Source organism: Pseudomonas sp. R4-39-08, assembly GCF_003852275.1.
Lineage (GTDB): Bacteria > Pseudomonadota > Gammaproteobacteria > Pseudomonadales > Pseudomonadaceae > Aquipseudomonas.
The window spans coordinates 4938787-4956812 of sequence record NZ_CP027733.1; the positions used below are offsets into that span (position 1 = coordinate 4938787).

17 protein-coding genes are annotated in these 18026 nt (G+C 61.3%); 11 read left to right on the plus strand and 6 right to left on the minus strand.

Annotation, left to right across the window (positions count from 1 at the left end):
- Nucleotides 1-152: 152 nt before the first annotated feature.
- From C4J88_RS22835 to C4J88_RS22845, 3 genes are read right to left on the minus strand one after another with little or no spacing between them, the layout of a single operon-like run.
- A complete protein-coding gene (locus C4J88_RS22835) occupies nt 153-920 on the minus strand; it encodes a heme ABC transporter ATP-binding protein (protein ID WP_124368361.1) in 768 nt (255 codons plus the stop codon).
- On the minus strand, nt 920-1903 hold the full coding sequence (locus tag C4J88_RS22840) for an iron ABC transporter permease (protein WP_164487693.1): 984 nt from the start codon (nt 1901-1903) through the stop codon (nt 920-922). Before C4J88_RS22840 ends, C4J88_RS22835 begins: the two co-directional genes overlap by 1 nt.
- Nucleotides 1904-1953: 50 nt before the next feature.
- Entirely contained in the window at nt 1954-2832 is an 879-nt protein-coding gene (locus C4J88_RS22845) for a hemin ABC transporter substrate-binding protein (RefSeq protein ID WP_124408180.1), read from the minus strand.
- Nucleotides 2833-2987: 155 nt separating this feature from the next.
- On the opposite strand from C4J88_RS22845, the gene C4J88_RS22850 reads away from it, so the two are divergent.
- On the plus strand, nt 2988-3305 hold the full coding sequence (locus tag C4J88_RS22850) for a Rieske 2Fe-2S domain-containing protein (RefSeq protein ID WP_124368364.1): 318 nt from the start codon (nt 2988-2990) through the stop codon (nt 3303-3305).
- Here C4J88_RS22850 and sfsA read toward each other — a convergent pair.
- Nucleotides 3302-4015, minus strand: a complete 714-nt coding sequence (gene sfsA / locus C4J88_RS22855; RefSeq protein ID WP_124368365.1) for a DNA/RNA nuclease SfsA — start codon at nt 4013-4015, stop codon at nt 3302-3304. The genes C4J88_RS22850 and sfsA overlap by 4 nt on opposite strands.
- Nucleotides 4015-5187: a pyridoxal phosphate-dependent aminotransferase gene (locus tag C4J88_RS22860; protein WP_124408181.1), complete on the minus strand. Its 1173-nt coding sequence runs from the start codon at nt 5185-5187 to the stop codon at nt 4015-4017. Before C4J88_RS22860 ends, sfsA begins: the two co-directional genes overlap by 1 nt.
- Before the next feature lie 318 nt (nt 5188-5505).
- Between C4J88_RS22860 and dksA the strand changes: the two genes are divergently transcribed.
- The 5 genes from dksA to C4J88_RS22885 all read left to right on the plus strand — a co-directional run bounded on the left by dksA (nt 5506) and on the right by C4J88_RS22885 (nt 11551).
- The gene (gene dksA, locus C4J88_RS22865; protein WP_003194150.1) at nt 5506-5949 is read left to right on the plus strand and encodes an RNA polymerase-binding protein DksA; all 444 of its coding nucleotides are present in this window, start codon (nt 5506-5508) and stop codon (nt 5947-5949) included.
- Between the two features lie 84 nt (nt 5950-6033).
- Entirely contained in the window at nt 6034-6921 is an 888-nt protein-coding gene (gluQRS, locus tag C4J88_RS22870) for a tRNA glutamyl-Q(34) synthetase GluQRS (protein WP_124408182.1), read from the plus strand.
- A gap of 62 nt (nt 6922-6983) precedes the next feature.
- Nucleotides 6984-7160 carry a hypothetical protein gene (locus C4J88_RS22875; protein WP_003176118.1) on the plus strand — a complete coding sequence of 59 codons (177 nt, stop codon included), beginning with the start codon at nt 6984-6986 and terminating at the stop codon, nt 7158-7160.
- The gene (locus C4J88_RS22880) at nt 7144-10098 is read left to right on the plus strand and encodes a sensor histidine kinase (RefSeq protein ID WP_164487731.1); all 2955 of its coding nucleotides are present in this window, start codon (nt 7144-7146) and stop codon (nt 10096-10098) included. The genes C4J88_RS22875 and C4J88_RS22880 overlap by 17 nt, the downstream gene beginning before the upstream one ends.
- Before the next feature lie 22 nt (nt 10099-10120).
- Nucleotides 10121-11551: a sigma-54 dependent transcriptional regulator gene (locus C4J88_RS22885; protein WP_124364425.1), complete on the plus strand. Its 1431-nt coding sequence runs from the start codon at nt 10121-10123 to the stop codon at nt 11549-11551.
- A 164-nt stretch (nt 11552-11715) separates the two neighbouring features.
- Here the strand turns inward: C4J88_RS22885 and C4J88_RS27495 are convergent, their stop codons facing one another.
- On the minus strand, nt 11716-12051 hold the full coding sequence (locus C4J88_RS27495) for a hypothetical protein (RefSeq protein ID WP_164487674.1): 336 nt from the start codon (nt 12049-12051) through the stop codon (nt 11716-11718).
- Between the two features lie 193 nt (nt 12052-12244).
- Between C4J88_RS27495 and C4J88_RS22890 the strand changes: the two genes are divergently transcribed.
- The 5 genes from C4J88_RS22890 (at nt 12245) to pgi (ending at nt 17993) form a co-directional block, all read left to right on the plus strand.
- The gene (locus tag C4J88_RS22890; protein ID WP_124368369.1) at nt 12245-13648 is read left to right on the plus strand and encodes a polynucleotide adenylyltransferase PcnB; all 1404 of its coding nucleotides are present in this window, start codon (nt 12245-12247) and stop codon (nt 13646-13648) included.
- Between the two features lie 2 nt (nt 13649-13650).
- On the plus strand, nt 13651-14133 hold the full coding sequence (gene folK / locus C4J88_RS22895; protein ID WP_124368370.1) for a 2-amino-4-hydroxy-6-hydroxymethyldihydropteridine diphosphokinase: 483 nt from the start codon (nt 13651-13653) through the stop codon (nt 14131-14133).
- Nucleotides 14134-14455: 322 nt separating this feature from the next.
- Nucleotides 14456-15256 (plus strand): 3-methyl-2-oxobutanoate hydroxymethyltransferase, encoded by an 801-nt coding sequence (panB, locus tag C4J88_RS22900; RefSeq protein WP_124368371.1) that lies wholly within the window; start codon nt 14456-14458, stop codon nt 15254-15256.
- Nucleotides 15253-16104 carry a pantoate--beta-alanine ligase gene (gene panC / locus C4J88_RS22905; RefSeq protein WP_124408184.1) on the plus strand — a complete coding sequence of 284 codons (852 nt, stop codon included), beginning with the start codon at nt 15253-15255 and terminating at the stop codon, nt 16102-16104. The genes panB and panC overlap by 4 nt, the downstream gene beginning before the upstream one ends.
- A 224-nt stretch (nt 16105-16328) precedes the next feature.
- On the plus strand, nt 16329-17993 hold the full coding sequence (gene pgi, locus C4J88_RS22910; protein ID WP_124408185.1) for a glucose-6-phosphate isomerase: 1665 nt from the start codon (nt 16329-16331) through the stop codon (nt 17991-17993).
- Nucleotides 17994-18026 lie beyond the last annotated feature (33 nt).

Genomic DNA, 18026 nt, shown 5'->3' on the forward strand with positions numbered 1-18026 from the left:
TGAGAATCGTTATGATTATCGCAACTGGTCGCGAGATCAGCCGATAACTGAAAGACCATTGGTTCGGACTCTCAGATTATCTCCTCATCAGGCTAATCACGGTTATTTGACCCGGCTCTTGCCGGGTCTTTTTTTGCCTGCAAAACGCCGGTTCAACGCGCGATGATCAACGGATGACCACGCTCCGGATGCAACTGCACCAACACATCCAGACCAAATACCGCCTTGAGCGGCTCGGGGCGCAGCACCTGTGCGGGCGTGTCCAGGGCGCGCGGGCATCCGTTCTCCAGCAACAGAATTCGATCACAGTAACGTGCGGCCAGGTTCAGGTCATGCAGGATCACCAATACCGCTGCGCCACGATCGGCAAAGCGCCGGATCGCCTGCAAGGTCGTGTGCTGATGCAACGGATCGAGCATCGATGTTGGCTCATCCAACAGCAGTGTCTGCCCCGCCTCGCCCGGCCATAATTGCGCCAACACGCGGGCCAGGTGTACCCGTTGACGCTCCCCGCCCGACAAGGCCAGGTAACTGCGACCACTCAAGTGCCCTACATCTGCCGCCTGCAGTGCCGCGCTGATGATTTCCTCATCGCGTACTCGCCCGGTCTGATGCGGCAAACGTCCCAGCCCTACAACCTCTTCGACACGGAACGCGAAGTCCAGGGTCGAGCTCTGGGGCAGTACCGCCAGGCGCTGTGCTCGTTGCGCGCCGCTCCAATGCTTCAACTCTTGCTGATCCAGCCAGACCTTGCCCTGATCAGGCGTCAACTCGCCGCACAGCGCGCTGAGCAAGGTACTTTTGCCTGCACCATTGGGCCCTAATACACCGAGAACTTCGCCCGGCAGCAGCTCCAGGGTGACATCTGCCAGTACGGTTTTACGCCCGCGGCGGATCTGCAACGCTTCCACTCGCAGCATCAGGCGCGCCCTCGCAGTAATAAATAGAGGAAAAGTGGCGCGCCAATAAACGCGGTGACAATACCGATCGGCAGTTCCGCCGGCGCCAATGCCAAGCGCGCCACCAGATCCGCCAACAGCAACAAACTCGCGCCCGCCAGCACCGAAGCCGGCAATAACACCCGATGGTCCGGCCCCGCCAGCAGTCGCACCAAGTGCGGCACCACCAACCCGACAAAACCGATCATGCCCGCCGCTGCCACCGCCGCGCCAACGCCCAGCGCCGTACAGAACACCAGCTCACGCTTGAGCTTTTCAACATCGATGCCCAGGTGGCTGGCCTCGGACTCACCCAGCAACAGCGCATTCAAGGCCTTCGCTCGGCGCGGCAACCACAGCGCCACGCCCGCGCTCACCAGCAGCAACGGCCATAAACGTGAGTAGCTGGCACCGTTGAGGCTGCCCAGGTTCCAGAATGTCAGGGTGCGCAAGGTGGCGTCGTCCGCCAGGTAGGTAAACAGCCCTACCGCGGAACCGGCCAGGGCTGTCAGCGCGATGCCGGCGAGCAACATTGTTGCGACGTTGGTCTGGCCATTGCGTCGCCCCAATCGATACACCAGCGCCGTGACGCCCAGGCCGCCCAGAAACGCGCAAATCGACAAAAGATACGGCCCGAGCGCCTCCGGCAGCCCGCCAAACAACGAGCCGCCGACAATTGCCACTGCCGCCCCCAACGCCGCGCCACTGGACACACCCACCAAGCCAGGATCGGCCAGCGGGTTGCGAAACAAGCCCTGCATCGCCACCCCCGACAAGGCGAGCACACCGCCCACGGCCAGGCCCAGTAACGTGCGCGGCAAGCGAATCTGCCCCAGGATCAACTCTGCCTGTTCGAGCCCCTGGGCCTCAATCGGCACTCCGATCATTCGCAACGCAGCCCTGAGCGTGTCGAACAACGGCAGGCTGACCGGTCCCAGGGCCAATGAAAGCCAGATCGCCAGCAGACATAACAGCGCAAGCCCGATAAACAGCGTTTTCGGTTTGACCAACCGGGTCATGGGGCGGGTTCAGCCTGGGACGGGTAAAAGCCTGCGGACAACTGCGCCAGGCTCTGCGGCAAGCGTGGCCCAAGCCCGCCCACCAGCAGCGTCGGGTCCAACTCCAGCACTCGGCCGTTCCTGGCCGCTGGCGTGGAAGCGAGGATGGGGTTTTCCTTGAACAACGCCACCCGGGCCGCTTCACCACTGAGCGCCCGATCAGCAACTACCAGCACTTCCGGGCTCAACCCGGCCAGCGACTCCGCCGAGAACGGCTTGTAACCACTGTGAGTCGCCAGATTATGGCCGCCGGCCTGCTGCAGCAGCCAGTCAGCGGCGGTGTCTTTACCGGCGATCAACGGCTTGCCGCCGGCGTGCCCGAGCAACAGCAATACGCCTGGCGCTTTTTGCGTTAAGCGGGCCTTGGTCACCCAGGCTTTCTGTTGATCCAGCGCCTGCTCATATCCGGCAAACAATTCGTTGGCCTTAGCCTCGCTGCCCAGCAGCGTGCCCAGGTGCGCCAGGTTGGCTTTCAGGCTGGGTAAGTCCGGCTGTGCCGAGAACATCTCTACCTGCACGCCCGCATTGCGGATCTGCGCCAGCACCGGTGGTGGCCCCATCTCTTCGGTCCCCACCAGCACCTGCGGGCGCAGGCTGAGAATACCCTCGGCCGACAATTGGCGCTGATAACCAATACTGGGCAATGCCTTGAGGGACGCTGGATGCTGGCTGGTGGTGTCCACGCCGACCAGCTTCGGCTCACCTCCCAGTGCCGTCACCCATTCCGATAACGCGCCACCGGCGCTGACCCAGCGTTGCGGCAGGTCCAAGGCTTGGGCCGCGTGGCTGACCAGCAGTCCGGCAACTAGCGCAATAACGCTGGCACTCAGGCGCATAACAGGGTTTCCTTCCAAGGCGGGGCCGCTCAAGCACTCATTGATGTGACAGATAAACCCTGCCCGGCATCGTAGTGAGCACCCGATCAGCTGACGGGTGAAGCGGGCATTTGATAATTGTTTGCATTTGAACGTCAAGGCACTTAAGGATTGAAATGAAGTTTCTCTGCCCCTCCGAGGCTTTAGCGCCCGACAGCAGCCTCGGTTTTGATATCGACGGTTGCAAACTGTTGGCCGTGCGGCGCGCTGGCGTTGCCTACTTCTATGTCAACCGCTGCCCCCATCGCGGCGTCCCACTGGAATGGCAACCGGACAGCTTCCTCGACTCAAGCGCCAGCCTGATTCAATGCGCCACCCATGGCGCGCTGTTCCTGATCGAAAGCGGCGAATGCATCGCCGGCCCGTGCGCAGGCCAAAGCCTCACCGCCCTCCCCGGCCGCGAAGACGCACAGGGCCTGTGGGTGCAACTCTAGCTGCCCAGCAGCACCTTCAACGGCCGGTCGATACAGATTTCTTCAGGCGTGACCCGCACGCCGTACGCCAGCACCTCCACACCCGCTGCCTTGGCCTCACGCAACGCGGCGGCATAACCCGCGTCAATTTCCACCGCTGGGCGCACCGCATCGATCCCCGACAAATTAACGCAGTACAACTGCACCGCCCGCACACCTTCACGCGCCAGGTGGGCCAGCTCCCGCAAGTGCTTGGCACCGCGCTGGGTCACCGCATCAGGGAAAGCCGCCACAGAGGTGCCATCAAAGCCCAAAGTGACACTTTTGACTTCGACAAACGCTGCCCCGTGCGGGTAGTCCAGACGAAAATCGATCCGGCTTCGTTCCTGACCGTAAGGCACTTCGCGTTTCAACGCGGTAAAGCCGTTGAGTTCATTGATCAGCCCGGCCCGCAATGCCTCCTCCACCAACTGATTGGCGCGTGCCGTATTGACACAGGCCAGCCGGCCCTGGGGCGTTTCGGCGATTTCCCAGGTGCCTGGCAATTTGCGCTTGGGGTCGGCGGAACGGCTGAACCAGACCTGGCCACCTTCGACCATGCAGTTGAGCATCGAACCGGTGTTCGGGCAGTGAATGGTGAGCAACTCGCCGGTAACGGTTTCGATATCGGTGAGAAAACGCTTGTAGCGGCGGATCAGCCGCCCTTCTTCGAGGGGAGGATGAAAACGCATCAGCCTTGCCAACTCCGCAGGCCACGGGCAATTCGCTCCACCGCCTCTTGTAGCCGGTCGAGGTTTTGCGTGTAGGCAAAACGCACATGATGACCCGCCTGATAACGGCCGAAATCCAGCCCGGGGGTAAAGGCCACATGTTCGGTTTCCAGGAAATGGCGACAAAATGCGAAGGCGTCTCCGCCGAATGCGCTGATATCGGCATAGAGATAGAACGCGCCTTCGGGCTCTACGGCGATACCGAATCCCAACTCGCGCAGCGCCGGCAACAGGAAGTCACGGCGCCGGCCAAACTCGGCGCGGCGCTCCTCCAGAATGCTCAGGGTTTGCGGGGTGAAACAGGCCAGGGCCGCATGCTGGGCCATGCTCGGCGCGCTGATGTAGAGGTTTTGCGCCAACTTCTCTAATTCGCCCACCGCCGCCGGTGGCGCCACCAGCCAGCCCAGGCGCCAGCCAGTCATGCCGAAATACTTGGAAAAACTATTCAGGACGAAGGCATCGTCGTCGACTTCCAGCACGCTCGCGGCGTCAGTGCCGTAGGTGAGCCCGTGATAGATCTCATCCACCACCAGATGGCCGTCGCGCGCCTTGATGGCGTTGGACAGGTCAGCCAATTCGTCCCGCGTCAGAAGCGTCCCGGTCGGGTTGGCCGGGGAGGCAACCAGTGCGCCGACGCTGTCCTGGTTCCAGTGTTGCGCCACCAGGTCGGCGGTCAATTGGTAGCGCACTTGCGGGCCGACCGGCACCAACTGCGCCGCGCCCTCGATCAAGCGCAGGAAATGCCGGTTGCAGGGGTAGCCCGGATCCGCCAGCAGCCAGTGCTTGCCCGGATCCACCAGCAGGCTGGTGGCCAATAACAACGCACCGGAGCCGCCGGGCGTGATCAGAATGCGCTGCGGGTCGATGCTCAACCCGTAGCGCTGCTGGTAGAAACCGCTGATCGCCTCGCGCAATTCGGGCAGCCCACGGGCGGCGGTGTAGCGGGTCTTGCCGTTGGCCAGCGCGGCCTGGCCAGCCTGGATGATCGGTTCGGCGGTGGTGAAATCCGGCTCGCCGATTTCCAGATGGATCACGTCGTGGCCGGCTGACTGCAGCTCATTGGCGCGCGCCAGCAATGCCATGACATGAAAAGGTTCGATGGCGCGACTGCGCGCACTGTAGGGCTGAGCCATTAGCCTTCCTAGACGGTGAGGACAAAATCAGGATTCTACCGAACCCTCGCGATAAAACATGTTCTATTGCCTGCCCGGCCGACTTCACGGCCAGGCAAGCGCCGGCAAAACGACTAAAATCAACATTCGAGACGAGACATACCCAGCCACGACGGGCCGCTGCAGTTTGCAACCCCCGACGCGACAGGCTCGACAACCGGGAGTGGCGCACCCCGAATCTATCTGGTAAGTTCGCCCGCTTGCAGCCGCAGGGCCGGCAGGTGTCGGTGACGTTGCAATCCTGCGCAATGGATTAGAAGAGTGAGAGGCGGTCTATTCATGTCCACCCAAGCAAAGCAACAGCAGACTCAAGGCCTCGGCGGCTTCGAACCCTATGTGGAAAAAAAGGGCGAGGAGTACATGGGCGAGCCCATGCGCGAGCACTTCACCAAAATCCTGAACAAGTGGAAACAGGATTTGATGCAGGAAGTCGACCGCACGGTTGACCATATGAAGGACGAAGCAGCCAACTTCCCTGACCCGGCCGACCGTGCCAGCCAGGAAGAGGAGTTCGCCCTCGAACTGCGCGCCCGTGATCGCGAGCGCAAGCTGATCAAGAAGATCGACAAGACCCTGCAACTGATCAAAGACGAAGAATACGGCTGGTGCGAATCCTGCGGCGTCGAGATCGGTATTCGTCGCCTGGAAGCCCGCCCGACCGCGGACCTCTGTGTAGACTGCAAGACCTTGGCCGAAATCAAGGAAAAACAGGTCGGCAAGTAATGCTTGTCGAGCTGAACGAATGGGGCGTGCGAACGCCCCATTTTTGTTGCTGGCGTTTACCGATTTTCCAGTAGTATCCGGCCCATGACTGCCTCTACCTATATCGGGCGCTTCGCCCCCACGCCCAGCGGCCATCTGCACTTCGGCTCCCTGGTCGCCGCCCTCGCCTCCTACCTCGATGCCCGCGCCAATCAAGGCCGCTGGCTGATGCGCATGGAAGACCTCGACCCACCTCGTGAAGAACCCGGCGCCCAGACGGCAATCCTGCATGCCCTGGAAAGCTACGGTTTTGAATGGGATGGTGAACTGGTCCGCCAGAGCGAGCGGCACGACGCCTACGCCAAGGTGCTGAATGACTTGTTCAACCACGGCCTGGCCTACGCCTGCACCTGCTCGCGCAGACAGCTGGAGCCCTACAACGGGATTTACCCCGGGCTTTGCCGCAATGCCGGCCACGATCAGCAAGATGCGGCTATCCGTCTGCGCGTGCCCGAGCTTGAATACCATTTTACCGACCGTGTACAGGGCGAGTTCCGACAGCACCTGGGGCGCGATGCAGGCGACTTCATCATCCGCCGCCGCGACGGCCTGTACGCCTATCAATTGGCCGTCGTCCTGGATGACGCCTGGCAAGGCGTTACCGACATCGTGCGCGGCGCCGACCTGCTCGATTCCACGCCACGCCAGCTTTACCTCCAGGAGTTACTCGGATTGAGGCAGCCGCGTTATCTGCATGTGCCGCTGATCGTCCAGCCCGACGGTAACAAACTGGGCAAGTCGTACCGTTCACCACCGCTGACCGCAGACCAGGCCACGCCGTTGCTACTCAGAGCGCTGCGCGCCCTCGGTCAACCGGCCGGTGACGAGCTGCTTTACGCCAGTCCCAGGGAACTGCTGGATTGGGGCATTCGGCAGTGGGATGCCACACGGATCCCGCGCACACTCACCCTGGCCGAAGCGCAATTGAACTGAAGGCGCTTGCAGCTTGCCAGCCATCCGTTACCATCGCCGCAATTCTTGAATCAGAGGCCAACATGTACATCTATCGATTGGTCCTGCTGCTGGTCGTCGGGATCTACCTGTTTTCCCCCGCCATCATGGACTGGTGGATCGATGCCACGGGCGCTTGGTACCGTCCTTATCTGCTCTGGCTGATCCTGATCGTCGTGACCTTCATCCTGCAGAGCCAAAAAGATGCCGATGAGCTTTAGCCTCACCCAGATGCTGCTGATCAGCGCCGCCTACCTGGCGGCGTTGTTCGGCGTCGCCTGGATCAGTGAGCGTGGAATGATTCCGCGGGCGATCATTCGCCATCCCTTGACCTACACCTTGTCCCTGGGCGTATACGCCAGCGCCTGGGCGTTCTACGGTACGGTGGGCCTGGCCTATCAATACGGCTACGGTTTCCTCTCCAGCTACCTGGGGGTGTCCGGTGCGTTCCTGCTGGCGCCGGTGCTGCTGTACCCGATCCTGAAAATCACCCGCACCTATCAGTTGTCCTCCCTGGCGGACCTGTTTGCCTTTCGTTTTCGCAGCACCTGGGCCGGCGCACTCACCACGATTTTCATGTTGATCGGCGTGCTGCCGTTGTTGGCCCTGCAGATCCAGGCGGTGGCCGACTCGATCAGCATCCTCACCCGCGAGCCGGTGCAACATCGCGTTGCCCTGGCCTTCTGCGCATTGATCAGCCTGTTCACCATTTTCTTTGGCTCACGCCATATCGCCACCCGCGAAAAACACCAGGGCCTGGTGTTTGCGATTGCCTTTGAGTCGGTCATCAAGCTGGTCGCCATCGGCGGTGTCGGCCTTTATGCGCTCTACGGCGTGTTCGACGGCCCGCAACAGCTGGAATTGTGGCTGCTGCAAAACCAGACCGCCCTCGCCGCCTTGCACACGCCCCTGCAGGAAGGCCCCTGGCGCACGCTGCTGCTGGTGTTCTTCGCCTCGGCGATCGTAATGCCGCACATGTACCACATGACCTTCACCGAAAACCTCAACCCGCGCTCATTGGTCAGCGCCAGCTGGGGTTTGCCACTGTTCCTGCTGCTGATGAGCCTGGCGGTGCCGCTGATTCTCTGGGCCGGCCTGAAACTGGGGGCCACCACCAACCCTGAGTATTTCACCCTCGGCATCGGCATTGCCGCCAACAGCCCGGCCCTGGCGCTGCTGGCGTATGTCGGCGGTTTGTCGGCGGCCAGTGGCTTGATCATTGTCACCACGCTGGCACTCTCCGGGATGGCGCTCAACCACCTGGTGCTGCCGCTGTACCAACCACCGGCCGAAGGCAACATCTACCGCTGGTTGAAATGGACGCGCCGCGCGCTGATTGTCGCGATCATCATGGCCGGCTATGCCTTTTACCTGCTGCTGGGTGCTGGGCAGGACCTGGCCAACCTCGGCATCGTGGCGTTTGTCGCCACCTTGCAGTTCCTGCCGGGCGTGCTCTCGGTGCTGTACTGGCCGACCGCCAATCGCCGTGGCTTTATCGCCGGGTTGCTGGCGGGCATCCTGGTGTGGCTGGTGACCATGCTGCTACCGCTGGTCGGCAACCTGCAGGGTTTCTACATACCGTTGCTGAACATGATTTACGTGCTGGATGACACCAGCTGGCACATGGCCGCAATCGCTTCGCTGGCCGCCAACGTCCTGATGTTCACCCTGATCTCGCTGTTCACCAACGCCAGCCCCGAAGAAACCAGCGCCGCCGAAGCCTGCGCGGTAGACAACGTGCGTCGCCCGCAACGCCGCGAGCTGCATGCAGCCTCGCCCCAGGAATTCGCCACGCAACTGGCCAAGCCGCTCGGCGCCAAGGCCGCGCAAAAGGAAGTCGAACAGGCCTTGCGCGATCTGTACCTGCCGTTCGACGAGCGCCGTCCCTATGCGCTGCGGCGCTTGCGCGACCGTATCGAAGCCAACTTGTCCGGGCTGATGGGCCCCAGCGTGTCCCAGGACATGGTGGAAACCTTCCTGCCTTACAAGGCGGGCGGCGAAAACTACGTGACCGAAGACATCCATTTCATCGAAAGCCGGTTGGAGGACTATCACTCACGCCTCACCGGCCTCGCCGCCGAACTCGATGCCCTGCGCCGCTACCATCGCCAGACCCTGCAGGAACTGCCGATGGGCGTGTGCTCCCTGGCCAAGGACCAGGAAATCCTTATGTGGAACAAGGCCATGGAAGAGCTTACCGGCATCGCCGCGCAGCGCGTGGTCGGTTCTCGCCTCAATACCCTCGGCGACCCCTGGAAAGAATTGTTGCAAGGTTTTATCAACCTGCCCGACGAGCATTTGCACAAGCAGCACCTGGCCCTCGACGGCCAGACCCGTTGGCTCAACCTGCACAAGGCTGCCATTGACGAGCCCCTGGCCCCCGGCAACAGCGGCCTGGTGTTGCTGGTGGAAGACCTCACCGACACCCAGATGCTCGAAGACAAGCTGGTGCACTCCGAACGCCTGGCCAGTATTGGTCGCCTGGCCGCCGGTGTGGCGCATGAGATCGGCAACCCGATCACCGGCATCGCCTGCCTGGCGCAGAACCTGCGGGAAGAGCGCGAGGAAGACGGTGAAATCACCGAGATCAGCGGGCAGATCCTGGAGCAGACCAAGCGCGTGTCGCGCATCGTGCAGTCGCTGATGAGCTTCGCCCACTCCGGCGGCCATCAACATCAGGACGAAGCGGTATGCCTGGCCGAAGTGGCGCAGGATGCAATTGGGCTGCTGGCCTTGAACCGGCGCAATTTCGAAGTACAGTTCTTTAACCTGTGCGATCCGGACCACTGGGTCGATGGCGACTCACAACGCCTGGCCCAGGTCCTGATCAACTTGCTGTCCAACGCCCGCGATGCGTCCCCGCCGCACAGTGCGGTACGCGTCAAGAGCGAGGCTTTCGAGCATACGGTCGACCTGATCGTGGAAGATGAAGGCAGCGGCATTCCACAGAACATCATGGACCGATTGTTCGAACCCTTCTTCACCACCAAGGACCCAGGTGAAGGTACCGGTCTGGGCCTTGCACTGGTCTATTCCATCGTTGAAGAGCATTATGGACAAATCACCATCGACAGCCCGGCTGACACCGAAAGCCAACGCGGCACCCGTATCCGGGTGACCTTGCCGCGTCATGTCGAAGCGACGTCCGCTGTGAACTGAGACCGTCGAGAGAATTGAATCAATGCCGCACATTTTGATCGTCGAAGACGAAACCATTATCCGCTCTGCCTTGCGTCGCCTGCTTGAACGTAATCAGTACCAGGTCAGCGAAGCCGGCTCGGTGCAGGAAGCCCAGGAGCGGTTCAGCATTCCCACGTTCGACCTGATCGTCAGCGACCTGCGCTTGCCGGGTGCTCCGGGTACCGAATTGATCAAGCTGGGCCAGGGCACTCCGGTGCTGATCATGACCAGCTACGCCAGCCTGCGCTCGGCGGTGGACTCGATGAAGATGGGCGCGGTGGACTACATCGCCAAGCCTTTCGACCATGACGAGATGCTGCAGGCTGTGGCGCGCATCCTGCGTGACCGCCAGTCGGCCAGCAGTGCGCCAGCCGAACCGCGTCCGGCAGGAAAAGCAGCCGACAAACCGGGCGTCGATAACAGTAACGGCGAAATCGGCATCATTGGCTCCTGCCCGCCGATGCAGGACCTGTACAGCAAGATCCGCAAAGTGGCGCCGACCGACTCCAATGTATTGATCCAGGGTGAGTCGGGCACCGGCAAGGAACTGGTGGCCCGCGCGCTGCATAACCTGTCCAGGCGCGCCAAGGCCCCGATGATCTCGGTGAACTGCGCGGCGATCCCCGAATCCCTGATCGAGTCGGAATTGTTTGGCCACGAAAAAGGCGCGTTCACCGGTGCCAGCGCCGGGCGTGCGGGCTTGGTCGAAGCCGCCGACGGCGGCACGCTGTTCCTCGACGAAATCGGCGAGTTGCCCCTGGAAGCCCAGGCGCGCTTGTTGCGGGTGCTGCAGGAAGGCGAGATTCGCCGGGTCGGTTCGGTGCAATCGCAAAAGGTCGATGTACGCCTGATCGCAGCGACGCACCGTGACCTCAAGAGCCTGGCCAAGATCGGCCAGTTCCGTGAAGACCTGTATTACCGCCTGCATGTGATTGCGCTCAAGCTGCCGCCACTGCGCGAGCGTGGCGCCGATGTCAACGAGATCGCCAGCGCGTTCCTGCTGCGCCAGAGCGCGCGCATCAACCGTACCGATCTGAAGTTTGCGCCGGACGCAGAGCAGGCGATCCGACATTACGCCTGGCCGGGCAACGTTCGCGAACTGGAGAACGCCGTCGAGCGCGCGGTCATCCTGTCGGAAAGCCCGGAAATATCCGCCGAGCTGTTGGGCATCGATATCGAGCTCAGCGATCTGGACGACGACGACTTCATCGGCCTGGCGCCACAACAGGGCGCAGGTAGCGCGACCAGCCATGAGCCGACGGAAGATTTGTCCCTGGAAGACTACTTCCAGCATTTCGTCCTCGAGCACCAGGACCACATGACCGAAACCGAACTGGCCCGCAAGCTCGGCGTAAGCCGCAAGTGCCTGTGGGAACGTCGCCAACGCCTGGGCATTCCACGGCGCAAGACCGGTGTTCCCAGCGAGAGCTGAGGTAACACCTGCTAATGTGAAAAAACTGTTACCGCAGATATGTCGCGTAACAAAAGCCGGGGCTTACGGTAACGGAGCCCCGGCTTTTTTTCGCCCGTCAAAACCCTGAAACCGCCTCAACCCCCTGCTTTTGCTGGGCGGCGCAAAAGTTGGCACGCACCCTGCTATATGCTTAGTACAAAAACAATAACAAGCTTTGTACCAGACAATAAAAATAAGACGAATCGACTCACGCATAACAAAAACAACACGGCGGAGGCGCAGCTAACTGATTCTTTTGGAGAGGCGTTGCATTGGGGCTTGCCCCGCAACCAGGCCGAGAACAACAAAAACTGCCCTAAGGCAGAGCCTGAACTGGTTGGATCGTAGATCAGCAACACAGCGACCAAAGCAATCCGTTTGCTCTTGGCTCCCGATTGGGAGTGCCATGAAGGTGAAGCTTCATGGCCAGGGCGATCAACAAAAACAAGAAGCCCGACACCATAATAAAAATAGAGCACGCAACTACTTCTGGGGGAGCTTCGGCTCCCCTTGTAGTTTCCGATAGTTAGCCCCTGGATTTGCCTTTCAAACGCTTATGGCGCAACGCCTGCAGCTTGTTCCTACACCATCCCCTGACTAAATGCTAGAATCCCGGCCCATCATGCGGTCATTCTTCGTTATGGCCGAACATTCCTTCAAACAGTGCATCCCATGCTGAAGAAGTTGTTCCAGTCATTCCGTTCTCCCTTGCGTCGTACGCAACACATTCGCAGCACGCCTGAAGTGCTTAACAGCAATCAGCATTCATTGCAGCGCGCTCAATTCAGCCGTTATGCGGTGAACATCGTCGAACGTTTGCAGAACGCCGGTTACCAGGCCTACCTGGTGGGCGGCTGCGTACGTGACATGCTGCTCAATATCACGCCGAAAGATTTCGACGTCGCCACCAGCGCCACGCCTGAACAGGTGCGTGCCGAATTTCGCAATGCGCGGATCATCGGGCGCCGCTTCAAGCTGGTGCATATTCACTTCGGTCGCGAAATCATCGAAGTCGCGACGTTCCGTGCCGGCCACCCGCAAAACGATGAAGAGGAAGACACCAATCAGTCTTCTCGCAACGAGAGCGGGCGCATCCTGCGCGACAATGTCTACGGCACCCTGGAAGAAGACGCGCAACGCCGCGACTTCACCATCAATGCCCTGTATTACGATCCAGTCAGCGAGCGGATCCTCGATTACGCCAATGGCGTACACGATATCCGCAACAACCTGATCCGCCTGATCGGCGACCCAACGCAGCGCTACCAGGAAGACCCGGTGCGCATGCTGCGCGCCGTGCGGTTCGCCGCCAAGCTCAACTTCGGTATCGAAAAGCACACGGCCGCACCGATTCGCGAACTGGCACCGATGCTGCGGGAAATCCCGTCGGCACGCCTGTTTGAAGAAGTGCTCAAGCTGTTCCTTTCGGGCTACGCCGCCGACACCTTTGAAATGCTTGTCGACCTGCAGTTGTTCGATCCACTGTTCCCGGCCAGCGCCGAGGCGTTGGAACACAACCCGACGTACACCCACACGCTGATCAGCGAAGCGTTGATCAACACTGACTTGCGCATCAAGCAGAACAAGCCGGTGACCCCGGCGTTCCTGTTTGCCGCGCTGTTGTGGCCGGCCCTGCCCAAACGCGTACTGCGCTTGCAGGACCGTGGCATGCCGCCGATTCCTGCCATGCAGGAAGCCGCCCACGAATTGATCACCGAGCAGTGCCAGCGCATCGCCATTCCGAAGCGCTTCACCCTGCCGATCCGCGAAATCTGGGACATGCAGGAGCGCCTGCCGCGCCGCAGTGGCAAACGCGCCGACCTGTTGCTGGACAACCCGCGCTTTCGCGCCGGCTACGACTTCCTGTTGCTGCGCGAAAGCGCCGGCGAGCAGACCGACGGCCTGGGCGAATGGTGGACCGACTATCAGGATGCCAATGACAGCCAACGCCGCGAGATGATTCGCGAGCTCGGCAGCAAAGGCGATAGCGTCGGCGAAGGGCCAAAAAAGCGCCGCCGCAGCTCCAGCAAGCGCAAACGCAGCGCCGCCGATGCCTCGGGCGCAACCGGCGAATAATCGTGGAACGTATCTACATCGGCATGGGCAGCAACCTGGCGGCCCCGCAGCAGCAACTGCGCGACGCTATCGAAGCCCTGGCGCACTTGCCCGGCACGGCCCTCGTCGATGTATCCGCCTTTTATCAAAGCGACTCCCTGCTGCCAGGCCAACCGCGCTACACCAACGCGGTGGCGGCCGTGGACAGCAACCTCACGCCGCTGGGCCTGCTCGACGCACTGCAAACCATCGAAAACCACCAGGGCCGCGAGCGCACTGAGCGTTGGGGCCCACGCACCCTGGACCTGGATATCCTGCTATTCGGTGATCGCCTGATTGATGAGCCGCGCCTCAAGGTGCCGCATTACCAGATGCACCTGCGGGCGTTCGTGCTTTATCCCTTGGCTGAGCTGGTGCCTGCCGACTTTCAGTTGCCCGAGGGCCAAACGCTGGGTGAACTGCTGACAGCTTGCCCATTCGTCGGCCTGGAACGCTTGCCTCTGTAGGAGCGAGCTTGCTCGCGAAAATCGTCAACGATTACGCGCTCAGCCTGATTGAGCGCGGTGCCCTTGGATTCTTCGCGAGCAAGCTCGCTCCTACGATCGCGTCAGTAACAGCGGTAACACCGCCATCGTAACAAGGCGGTAACACATCCAATTGACTTCCCGTGTCCTCCTCACGACTATAGGCGTCCCGCCGCCGCCAACCCGGCGCTGAAGGGCGCAATCCAGGCCATATAAGCACTGCTATCAAGACGGTGCGCCTGTATAAACGAAGACTCACGCGCGTTACTCGCTGTTTCCAAGCGCCTGAACGAGGACCCTTTTCATGCCAGACATTACCCTGACCACCTTGCAGAGCCTCAAGCTCAAGGGTGAAAAAATCACCATGCTGACCTGCTACGACGCGACCTTCGCCCACGCCTGTTGCCAGGCCGGGGTCGAGGTGTTGCTGGTAGGCGACTCCCTGGGCATGGTTCTGCAAGGGAATGACAGCACGCTCCCCGTCACCACCGATGAACTCGCGTACCACACCGCCAGCGTCAAGCGTGGCAATGACGGTGCGTTCATCATCGCCGACCTGCCATTCATGGGGTATGCCACGCTCGAACAGACCTTCCAGAACGCCGGCAAACTGATGCAGGCGGGTGCGCACATGATCAAGGTCGAAGGTGCCGTATGGCTCGCCGAGTCGATCCGGCTGCTGGCTGAGCGCGGCGTGCCGGTGTGCGCGCACATGGGCCTGACGCCGCAGTCGGTCAACCTCCTGGGTGGCTATAAGGTCCAGGGCCGCAATGAAGCCCAGGCACGCCAGATGCGCGCCGATGCCATCGCCCTGGAACAAGCCGGCGTCGCGATGATTCTGCTGGAGTGCGTACCCAGTGAACTGGCCGCCGAAATCACCCAGGCGGTCAAAGTACCGGTGATCGGCATCGGGGCTGGCTCCGCCACCGACGGCCAGGTGCTGGTGCTGCACGACATGCTCGGCCTGTCGATCAGCGGCCACGTGCCCAAGTTCGTGAAAAACTTCATGGCCGGCCAGCCCAGCATTCACGCCGCACTGAGCGCTTATGTCAGCGAAGTCAAGGCCGTGACCTTCCCTGGCGCCGAACACGGATTCTCTGCATGAACACCGTTAAAACCCTGCGCGAACTGCGCGCCGCCGTGACCCACGCGCGCAACGCCGGCAAGCGCATCGGCTTCGTGCCGACCATGGGCAACCTGCACAGTGGCCACGCGACCCTGGTGAGCAAGGCTGCGCAGCAATCGGATTTCGTGGTGACGAGCATTTTCGTCAACCCGCTGCAGTTCGGCGCCGGCGAAGACCTGGACAAATACCCGCGCACCCTCGCCGCCGATCAGGAAAGGTTGCTGCAAGCCGGTTGCAACCTGCTGTTCGCGCCAACGGTGGAGGAAATGTACCCCAGCGGCATGACCGGCCAGACCCGCGTCAGCGTGCCCCAACTGTCCGAAGGCCTGTGTGGGGCCAGCCGTCCAGGGCATTTCGAAGGCGTCGCCACGGTAGTCAGCAAGCTGTTCAACATGGTCCAGCCGGACATGGCCGTATTTGGTCAGAAGGACTATCAGCAACTGGCGGTGATCCGCGCCATGGTGCATGACCTGAACATGCCGATCCAGATCATCGGCGAGCCGACCGTCCGCGCAGCCGATGGCCTGGCGCTGTCATCGCGCAATGGCTACCTCACCGAAGAGCAACGCGCGATTGCACCGGTGCTGTACCGCAGCCTCAGCCAGATTGCCGCCGCCATCAAAAGCGGTGAGCGTGATTTCGCCAGGCTGCGCGCCGAGCACACCCAGCAGATCGAAGCCGCTGGTTTGCGCATGGACTACCTGGAAGTGCGCCAAGGCATACACTTGAGGCCAGCCACGCCTGAGGATCGGGACATTGTGATTCTGGTGGCGGCCTATCTGGGCGCGACTCGCCTGATCGACAACCTGCATCTGACCCTCGACTGACCCTGCCAACACCCCGCAATTGCCCTAAACGCTGCGCCGGTATAAAAAAGTACCGGCTACAGCGCAGACAAAGCCAAGACATATCGACACGCTAGGTTTAATGTAATCGCCCTGCGCGTATGGTTAGCGCTGTCCGGAACCCGTGGCCAGTTAAAAGACTGGACGTTCCGGATTTTGAAGTGTCCTAAAAGGCAGTCCCTGTAATAAAAAGGAAACCCGCAGCGATGGCGTACTACCGCACCCCTCATGACGTTACCGCGCTGCCCGCCTGGCAAGCGCTCAATCAACATCGCCAAGCCATGCAGGATTTCAGCATGCGCGAGGCCTTCAATGCCGACCCCCAGCGTTTTTCAGAATTTACCCTGAGCAGCTGCGGGCTTTTCCTCGATTACTCGAAAAACCTGATCACCCGCGAAACCCGCGACCTGCTGGTGGGCCTGGCCAACGAAGTCGGCCTCAAAGACGCGATCGACTCGCTGTATGCCGGCGAGCCGGTCAACTCCTCCGAAGGCCGCCCAGCGTTGCATACCGCCCTGCGCCGCCCGGTAGGCGACAAGTTGTCGGTCAACGGCGTGAACATCATGCCGGACGTGCACAAAGTGCTGAACCAGATCACTGACCTAGTTGGCCGCATCCACGACGGCCTGTGGCGTGGCTACACCGAGAAGCCGATCACCGACGTGGTGAATATCGGCATTGGTGGTTCGTTCCTCGGCCCGGAGCTGGTCTCCGAAGCGCTGCTGTCCTACGCCCACAAAGGCGTGCGCTGTCATTACCTGGCGAACATCGACGGCAGCGAGTTTCACGAGCTGACCATGAAGCTGCGCGCCGAGACCACGCTGTTTATCGTCTCGTCCAAATCCTTCAATACCCTCGAAACCCTGAAGAATGCCCAGGCCGCCCGCGCCTGGTACTTGGCGCAGGGCGGCTCGGAAGCCGAGCTGTACCGCCACTTCATCGCCGTGTCGAGCAACAACGCAGCGGCCGTGGCGTTCGGTATCCGCGAGGAAAACATCTTCCCGATGTGGGACTGGGTCGGCGGTCGTTACTCGCTGTGGTCCGCGATCGGCTTGCCCATTGCCCTGGCGATCGGCATGTCCAACTTCAAGGAACTGCTGTCCGGTGCCTACACCATGGACCAGCATTTCCAGAACGCGCCGTTCGAAGCCAACATGCCGGTGCTGCTGGGCTTGCTGGGCGTGTGGTACGGCAATTTCTGGGGTTCGCAGAGCCATGCGATCCTGCCGTACGACCACTACCTGCGTAACATCACCAAGCATTTGCAGCAGTTGGACATGGAATCCAACGGCAAGAGCGTGCGCCAGGACGGCACGCCGGTCGCCACCGATACTGGCCCGGTCATCTGGGGCGGCGTGGGCTGCAACGGGCAACATGCTTATCACCAATTGCTGCACCAAGGCACCCAACTGATCCCGGCCGACTTCATCGTACCGATCGTGAGTTTCAACCCGGTGTCCGACCACCATCAGTGGCTGTACGCCAATTGCCTGTCCCAGAGCCAGGCACTGATGCTCGGCAAGACCCGCACCGAAGCCGAAGCCGAGCTGCGCGAAAAAGGCATCCCTGAGGCCGAGGTGCAGAAACTGGCGCCGCACAAGGTGATCCCGGGCAACCGCCCGAGCAACACCATCGTGGTTGAACGCATCAGCCCACGTCGCCTCGGCGCGCTGGTTGCCATGTACGAGCACAAAGTGTTCGTCCAGAGCGTGATCTGGGGCATCAACGCTTTCGACCAATGGGGTGTCGAGCTGGGCAAGGAGCTGGGCAAAGGCGTCTACAACCGCCTGACCGGCGCCGAAGAAACCTCGGCCGAGGATGCTTCGACCCAGGGCCTGATCAACTACTTCCGCGGCCGTCACCGCGGCTGATCCGGCGACTTCAAGGCCAATGTCCGTTTGGAC